General features: G+C 73.8%; 8 protein-coding genes and 1 pseudogene. 5 read left to right on the top strand and 4 right to left on the bottom strand.

All coding sequences use genetic code 11. From position 1 onward, the window contains the following. Both D1825_RS01815 and D1825_RS01810 read right to left on the bottom strand, forming a co-directional pair. The coding region (locus D1825_RS01815) for a PTS sugar transporter subunit IIA (RefSeq protein WP_138067343.1) at nt 1-455 on the bottom strand (455 nt) is incomplete at its 3' end. Nucleotides 456-462: 7 nt separating this feature from the next. Next, on the bottom strand, nt 463-693 hold the full coding sequence (locus tag D1825_RS01810) for a glucose PTS transporter subunit EIIB (RefSeq protein WP_029289477.1): 231 nt from the start codon (nt 691-693) through the stop codon (nt 463-465). 178 nt (nt 694-871) lie between these two features. On the opposite strand from D1825_RS01810, the gene ptsP reads away from it, so the two are divergent. From ptsP to D1825_RS01785, 5 genes are read left to right on the top strand one after another with little or no spacing between them, the layout of a single operon-like run. Further along, nucleotides 872-2,563 (top strand): phosphoenolpyruvate--protein phosphotransferase, encoded by a 1,692-nt coding sequence (gene ptsP / locus D1825_RS01805; protein ID WP_267897554.1) that lies wholly within the window; start codon nt 872-874, stop codon nt 2,561-2,563. A 23-nt stretch (nt 2,564-2,586) separates the two neighbouring features. Further along, nucleotides 2,587-2,970: a globin gene (locus tag D1825_RS01800; RefSeq protein WP_118765791.1), complete on the top strand. Its 384-nt coding sequence runs from the start codon at nt 2,587-2,589 to the stop codon at nt 2,968-2,970. A 20-nt stretch (nt 2,971-2,990) separates the two neighbouring features. Next, the gene (locus D1825_RS01795; RefSeq protein ID WP_118765789.1) at nt 2,991-3,872 is read left to right on the top strand and encodes an acyl-CoA thioesterase; all 882 of its coding nucleotides are present in this window, start codon (nt 2,991-2,993) and stop codon (nt 3,870-3,872) included. A gap of 44 nt (nt 3,873-3,916) precedes the next feature. Beyond that, on the top strand, nt 3,917-4,921 hold the full coding sequence (locus D1825_RS01790; RefSeq protein ID WP_118765788.1) for a DNA topoisomerase IB: 1,005 nt from the start codon (nt 3,917-3,919) through the stop codon (nt 4,919-4,921). 53 nt (nt 4,922-4,974) lie between these two features. Beyond that, nucleotides 4,975-6,585 (top strand): SDR family oxidoreductase, encoded by a 1,611-nt coding sequence (locus tag D1825_RS01785; protein ID WP_118765787.1) that lies wholly within the window; start codon nt 4,975-4,977, stop codon nt 6,583-6,585. Here D1825_RS01785 and D1825_RS01780 read toward each other — a convergent pair. Together D1825_RS01780 and D1825_RS18110 are read right to left on the bottom strand one after the other, a co-directional pair. Next, on the bottom strand, nt 6,563-7,063 hold the full coding sequence (locus tag D1825_RS01780; protein ID WP_118765786.1) for an acyl-CoA thioesterase: 501 nt from the start codon (nt 7,061-7,063) through the stop codon (nt 6,563-6,565). The genes D1825_RS01785 and D1825_RS01780 overlap by 23 nt on opposite strands. Nucleotides 7,064-7,088: 25 nt before the next feature. Continuing rightward, a pseudogene (locus D1825_RS18110) lies at nt 7,089-7,356 on the bottom strand (GTP-binding protein HSR1); the annotation flags it as partial.

Below are 7,356 nucleotides of genomic sequence, written 5' to 3'. Positions count from 1 at the left end.
CTCCAGTCGAGCAGGGGGTCGCCGGCGGCGACGACGTCACCGTCGGCGGCCAACGCCGTGACGACGCCCTCGGGCGCCTGCAGGGCCACGACCGGGCAGATCGTCGCGAGCCCGGCGGCCGCCACGTCCACGGGCGACCAGCTCACGAGCTGCTGCCCTGCCGTGACCGTGTCACCCACGCGGACGTGCAGCGTGAAGCCGAGCCCTTTGAGGCTCACGGTGTCGATGCCGAGGTGCACCAGCACGGAGCGCTCGTCCAGCTCGAGCGCGAACGCGTGCGGGTGCAGCGCGCCGACGACGCCGTCGGCGGGCGACACCACGTGCTGCGTCTGGGTGCGCTCGGGCTCGATCGCGATGCCCGGGCCGATGATCTGCTCGGCGAACACGACGTCGGGCACCGCCGAGACGGGCCGCACGGTGCCGGCGAGCGGGCTCAGGAGCCGCAGCGTCGCCACGGGCTGGTCAGCGCAGCGAGTCGAGCTCGGCCGCGAGGTTGTCGGCCTCCGGGCCGACGATGACCTGGACGATCCGACCGGAGCGCACGACGCCGAACGCCCCGGACGCCTTGAGCGCCGCCTCGTCGACCAGCTGCGAGTCGCCGACCTCGACCCGCAGGCGGGTGATGCACGGCTCCAGGTCGACGACGTTCGAGTCGCCGCCCAGCGCTGCGAGGATCTGCTCTGCCTTGCTCAAAGGAACTCCTCATGGTCAACCGGCGCGATCCGTCGACACGCGCACCCAGCAGCCTAACCCTCACGAGGGCCCCTCAGGCGCGCTCAGCCCCGTCCGGCCCAGCGGGTGCGTGTCGGTTGGCGTCGCGCGCCCCCGAAGGGCAAGACTGCTGAGCACTTCGACGAGGAGGTCATCCCAGGTGAGCCCGCAGCCCCCCACGGTCGTCACCGGCATCGGCGTGAGCCCAGGCCGCGTCGCCGCGCCCGCCGTCCTCATGCCTGACCCGATCACCGAGCCGCCCGCCGGCCGCCGGCTGCCCCCCGGCGCCGACCACGACGCGGCTGCCCACAGCATCGCGACGGCCTCGGAGCGTGTCCGCGCCGACCTCGACGCCGCGGCCGACCGGGCAACCGGGGACGCAGCCGACCTGCTGCACACGACCGCCGCGATCGCCGCCGACCCGACGCTGGTCGCCGACGCGGTCGAGCGCGTGATGACCGAGCACCTCGTGCCCGAGCGGGCCGTCTGGGAGGCGGCCGACGCGGTCGCCGAGCAGTTCCTCGCGATCGGCGGGGTGTTCGCCGAGCGCACGCGGGACATCGCCGACGTGCGCGACCGCCTGGTGGCCGAGCTGACCGGCCGCGCGGCCCCCGGCGTCCCCGAGCGCGACGAGCCGTTCGTGCTCGTCGGCCTCGACCTGGCCCCCGCCCTGGTGGCCACCCTCGACACCGACCGCGTGCTGGCGATCGTCACGGCCGAGGGCGGTCCGACCGCGCACACCGCGATCCTCGCGCGCGCCCGCGGCATCGCCGGCGTGGTCGCCGCGCGCGGCATCCTCGACGCGCTGACTGATGGGGACGTCGTGCTGGTCGACGGCGCCGCCGGGACGGTCACGGTGCGGCCCGACGAGGCCCAGGTCGCCGCGGCGCGGGCGCTGGCCGCGCAGGTCCGCACGTTCACCGGCCCCGGCCAGACGTCCGACGGCCACCGGGTCGAGCTGCTCGCGAACGTCGGCGACCCGGCGGCCGCGGGAGCCGCCGCCGAGGCCGGGGCCGAGGGCGTCGGGCTGTTCCGCACCGAGTTCGCGTTCCTCGACCGCGAGGAGGCGCCGTCGATCGACGAGCAGGTGGACGCCTATCGCCAGGTGTTCTCCGCGTTCGCCGGCCACAAGGTCGTCATCCGCACCCTCGACGCTGGCGCCGACAAGCCCATGCCGTTCCTCGCGGGCGACGCCGAGGTCAACCCGGCGCTCGGCGTCCGCGGGCTGCGCACGGTCGAGCGGCACCCCGACATCCTCGAGGACCAGCTGACCGCGATCCGGACCGCGCGCGACGCCGAGACCGCCGACGTGTGGGTCATGGCCCCGATGGTCTCCACGGTCGACGAGGCCGCCGACTTCGTCGCCGCGTGCGCGCGCCACGGCCTCGACCACGCCGGCGTGATGATCGAGGTCCCGAGCGCTGCGCTCATGTCCGGCCCGATCCTGGCCCACGCGACGTTCGCCTCCGTCGGCACCAACGACCTCGTGCAGTACACGATGGCCGCCGACCGCCTGCTCGGTGCCGTCGCGCACCTGTCGGTCGCGTGGCAGCCCGCGGTGCTGCAGCTCGTCGCGGCCACGTGCGCCGGCGCCGCGGCCCAGGGGCGGCCGGTCGGGGTCTGCGGCGAGGCCGCCGCGTCGCCCGCGCTCGCCGCGGTGCTCGTCGGGCTCGGGGTCTCGTCGTTGTCCATGACGCCGCGCGCGCTGGCCGACGTGTCGGCGGTCCTTTCCGCGACCTCGTACGACGAGTGCCGACGCCTGGCCGGGCTCGCGCTCGCCTCGTCGTCGGCCGCCGACGCCCGCGCGACCGTGCGCGCCCAGCTGCCGATCCTGGAGGAGCTGGGGCTGTAGGTCCCCGTGTGAGGATGGTCGGTGTGAGACCCGACTCCTTCTACGAGGCGATCGGTGGGCACGAGACGTTCGTGGCACTGGTCGACGAGTTCTACCGCGGCGTGGCCGCCGACCCCGTGCTCAAGCCGATGTACCCCGAGGAGGACCTGCGCCCCGCCGCCGAGCGGCTGACCAAGTTCCTCGAGCAGTACTGGGGCGGCCCGACGACCTACTCGGAGGAGCGCGGCCACCCCCGCCTGCGGATGCGGCACGCGCCGTACAAGGTCAACCCGGACGCCCGCGACCGCTGGCTGCTGCACATGCGCACGGCGGTGGACTCGCTCGACCTGGCGCCCCTGCACCGCGCCGAGCTGTGGGACTACCTGGAGCGCGCGGCGCACTCGATGCTCAACACCTTCGAGGACTGACGCGTGGAATGCTGGCGCGTATGACGAGCGAGCAGCCCACTCCCCACTCGGCCATCGACTCCGTGCTCGGCATCCTCGAGATCGAGCAGGACCCCGCCTCCCCCGACGTGTTCTCCGGCGACAGCCTGCCGCAGCCCAACGGCCGCGTGTTCGGCGGCCAGGTGCTCGCGCAGTCGCTGCTGGCCGCGGGTCGGACCGTCGAGGACGGTCGGCTCCCCCACTCGCTGCACGGCTACTTCCTGCGCGCGGGCGACGTGCGCGAGCCCATCACGTTCGCGGTCGAGCGGCTGCGCGACGGACGCTCGTTCTCGGCGCGCCGCACGCACGCGCTGCAGGGCGGCGCGCCGATCCTGTCGATGATCACCTCGTTCCAGGAGGACCAGCCGGGGATCGACTACGCCGACGAGATGCCGGCCGACGTCCCCGAGCCGGAGGACGTGACCTCCGCGCTCGACCTGCTCTCGGGGATCGACCACCCGGTCGCGAAGTTCTGGACGCAGGAGGCCGCGTTCGACGTGCGGCACGTGGGCGGCTCCATCTACCTCGGCCCGGCGCCCTCGCACCAGGGGCAGCAGATGGTGTGGTTCCGCTCGCGCGGCCCGCTGCCCGACGACCAGCTGCTGCACCGCGCGCTGCTCGCCTACGCGTGCGACCAGGTGATGCTCGAGCCGATCCTGCGCCGGTCGGGTCAGTCGTGGGTGACGCCCGGCCTGTCGATCGCGAGCCTGGACCACGCGATGTGGTGGCACCGCGACGTACGAGTCGACGACTGGCTCTTGTACGTCCAGTCCTCGCCCAGTGCTCAGGGCGGTCGCGGCCTCGGCGCGGCCCGCGTCTTCACGCGCGAAGGCGTCCTGGTCGCGTCGGTCGCCCAGGAGGGCATGGTCCGCCTCCCCGCCTGACGCTTCGGCGCGCGCGGCGGGCGGGGTCGGGTGAGACTCTCGGCATGGTTCGACTTCGTCGCGTGCGCATCGACTCCCCGGGCTGGACCCGGCGCAAGCACGGGCGCACGTTCGTCTACCTGGACCTCGACGCGATCCAGGTGGCCGACGAGGAGCACCTCGCGCGCATCGTCGCGCTCGCGATCCCGCCCGCATGGAGCGACGTGTGGATCAGCCCGTGGCCCAACGGCCACATCCAGGCGGCGGGCCTCGACGACGCCGCGCGGCGGCAGTACGTCTACCACCAGCAGTGGCGGCTGCGCCGCGACCGGCTCAAGCACGAGCACGTGCTCGACGTGGCCGAGCGGCTGCCCGCGGCTCGTCGGCAGGTGCGTCGGGACCTGCACCTGGACGGATGGCCGCGCGAGAAGGCGCTCGCGCTCGCGTTCCGGTTGCTCGACCTCGCGTACCTGCGGGTCGGCGGCGAGGGATATGCGGCCAAGCACGGCTCGTACGGGCTCGCGACGCTGCTGCGCGAGCACGTCACCGTGCTCGCGCCGGCCGCCGACGGCGACGAGGGACGCGTGCACCTGCACTTTCCCGCGAAGTCCGGCCAGATCCGGGACACCGTGGTCGAGGACGACGACGTCGCGAGGCTGGTCCGCAGCCTCGTCCGCCGGTCCGACGACGGCCCCGAGCTGCTGGCCTGGCGCGACGACGCCGGTATTTGGCACGACGTCACCAGCTCCGACGTCTCGTCGTACGTCAAGGAACGGCTGGGCGAGGACTCGAGCGCGAAGGACTTCCGCACGTGGCACGCGACCGTGCTCGCCGCGCGCGGGCTCGCACAGGCGGGCGAGGCACCCCGCACGGACCGGGGCCGGAGGCGCGTCGCGACCCAGGTTGTCAAGGACGTCGCCGAGGAGCTCGGCAACACGCCGGCGGTCTGCCGCGCGTCGTACATCGACGCGCGCCTGTTCGACCTGTGGGAGCGCGGCGAGACGATCCGACCCACGCGATCGCAGACCGTGGCGGAGGGCGAGACGCTCGCACTGCTGAGAGGACGCTGAGGACGCCGGTCCCCCGACGTGCGGACCACCGGGCCGCCGCACAGACTGCGCAGATGGCCCAGGACCTCGCACCGCTGCACGCCGCCGACACGCTCGCCGACCTCGTGCCCGGCGTCGGCGAGGACGGCCGACCACGGCCCGACGCCCCGCTCGTCGCCGTCACCGGGGTCACCGGATACGTCGGCGGCCGGCTCGTGCCCGAGCTGCTGGCCGCGGGGTACCGGGTGCGCGCGATCGCCCGCAACCCCGACCGGCTGCGCGGCCAGACCTGGTACGACGACGTCGAGGCCGTGAAGGCCGATGCCTCGGAGCCCGAGCAGATCGCGAAGGCGCTCGACGGCGCTGCGGTCGCGTACTACCTGATCCACGCCCTGGGCTCGGGTCGGAAGTTCGAGTCGACCGACCGGCACACCGCGCTCGTGTTCGGGCAGGCGGCTCGCGAGGCCGGCGTCGGGCGGATCGTCTACCTCGGCGGCCTCTACCCCGAGGGCGAGGACCTCTCGCCGCACCTGGCCTCACGCACCGAGGTCGGCGAGATCCTGTTGGCCAGCGGTGTCCCGACGACCGTGCTGCGCGCCGCCGTCATCATCGGCTCAGGCTCGGCGTCGTTCGAGATGATGCGCTACCTGACCGAGCGGCTCCCCGCGATGACGGTGCCGCGCTGGGTGGAGAACCGGATCCAGCCGATCGCGATCCGTGACGTGCTGCGTTACCTCGTCGGCTCGGCAGCCATGCCGTCCGAGGTCAGCCGCGGCTTCGACATCGGCGGCCCCGACGTCCTGACCTACCGCGATATGATGCAGCGCTACGCCGCGGCCGAGGGGCTGCCGCGGCGCGTGATCGTCGGGGTCGGCGTGCTCACGCCGCGGCTCTCCAGCCTGTGGGTCTCGCTCGTGACGCCCGTGCCGTCGGGGCTCGCGCGCCCGCTCGTCGAGTCGCTCGTCCACGAGGTGGTCTGCGACGAGCACGACATCGCCGCCTTCGTGCCGGATCCACCGACGGGCCTCGTCGGCTTCGACCTGGCCGTCCGCCTCGCGCTGCAGCGCATCCAGGAGCTCAAGGTCAGCACCCGCTGGTCGTCGGCCGCGGTGACCGGCGCACCGAGCGACCCGCTGCCGACCGACCCGGACTGGGCGGGCGGCTCGCTGTACGTCGACGAGCGGCGGATCGAGGTCGATGCCTCACCAGCCGCGCTGTGGCGCGTCATCGAGGCCGTCGGCGGCGAGCAGGGCTGGTACTCCTGGGGGCTCGCGTGGCGCGTGCGCGGGATCATGGACCGGCTGGTCGGCGGACCCGGGTTGCGACGCGGCCGTCGAGACCCGCGGCACCTCGTGGTCGACGACGCCGTGGACTTCTGGCGCGTCGAGACGATCGAACCGGGAAAGCTGCTGCGTCTGCGCGCGGAGATGAAAGTGCCCGGGCTCGCGTGGCTCGAGCTGCGCGTCGACCCGGTCAACGACGGCGAGGGCTGGTCGAACCCACCCACGGCGTTCTCGCACCGCGCCCTGTTCCACCCGCGAGGGCTCGTCGGCCAGCTCTACTGGTGGACGGTCTACCCGTTCCACGGCGTGGTGTTCGGCGGCATGCAGCGCAACATCGCGCGGGCAGCCGAGCGCGCGGAACGGGCGCGGACGGACCAGGTCAGGCCCGCCGGCGGAAGGTGAGCGGCTCCCCCACGTAGGGCAGCCACGCGGCCCGCTCGTCGTCCGTGATGCGCCGGGGCTTCTCGGTCGCCGCGTCGACGACGACGATCGTCGTCGTCGCCTTCGCGTAGGGCTCCCCGCCCGACGACGGCCCCACGCGCGCGAAACCGCGGGCGCCGTCGTGCACCTCGTAGCAGACCTCGAGGCTCGCGCCGCCGAGGTGCCCGATCCACATCTCGACGCGCACAGGGTTGCGCGTGAAGCCGAGCGGACGTAGGTACTGGATCTCCTGGCGTGCGACGAGCGTGTGCGAGCTGGCATCGGGTCCGGTGTCGAGCACCGCGGTGGGCCACGCGTCGTCGTCGGGGGCATCCGGGTGCCGCCAGAACGCGGTGATGCGGGCGTCCTCGAGCAGCCGGAACATCTCGACGTTGTTGACGTGCTGGTAGGCGTCGAGGTCCGACCAGCGCAGGGCGACCGGGACGTGCAGGCGTGTCATGCGGTTCCTCTCGTCGGTCTCATTCTCACGCCGCCGCTCGTCGGGCCGCGTCCCTGGCCCGGCCGAGGTCGGCGATCACCGCGTCGACCGGCGCGACCACGCGCTCGCGCGCCACGGCCTCCACGGATCGGCGCAGCCGGCGGGCTGCTCTCCCCGCGCGCCGTCGGGCACCCACGGCCGCGGCGAGCCGCGAGAGCAGGGCGACCAGCAGCCCGACGACGACCCCGCCGACCACCATGAGCGTCGGGACCGGGAAGTCGTGCCACTCGGCCACGGGCGGTGGGGGCAGGCGG

The organism is Cellulomonas rhizosphaerae (assembly GCF_003470205.1).
GTDB lineage: Bacteria > Actinomycetota > Actinomycetes > Actinomycetales > Cellulomonadaceae > Cellulomonas > Cellulomonas rhizosphaerae.
This window is presented reverse-complemented; position numbering and strand designations above follow the sequence as displayed.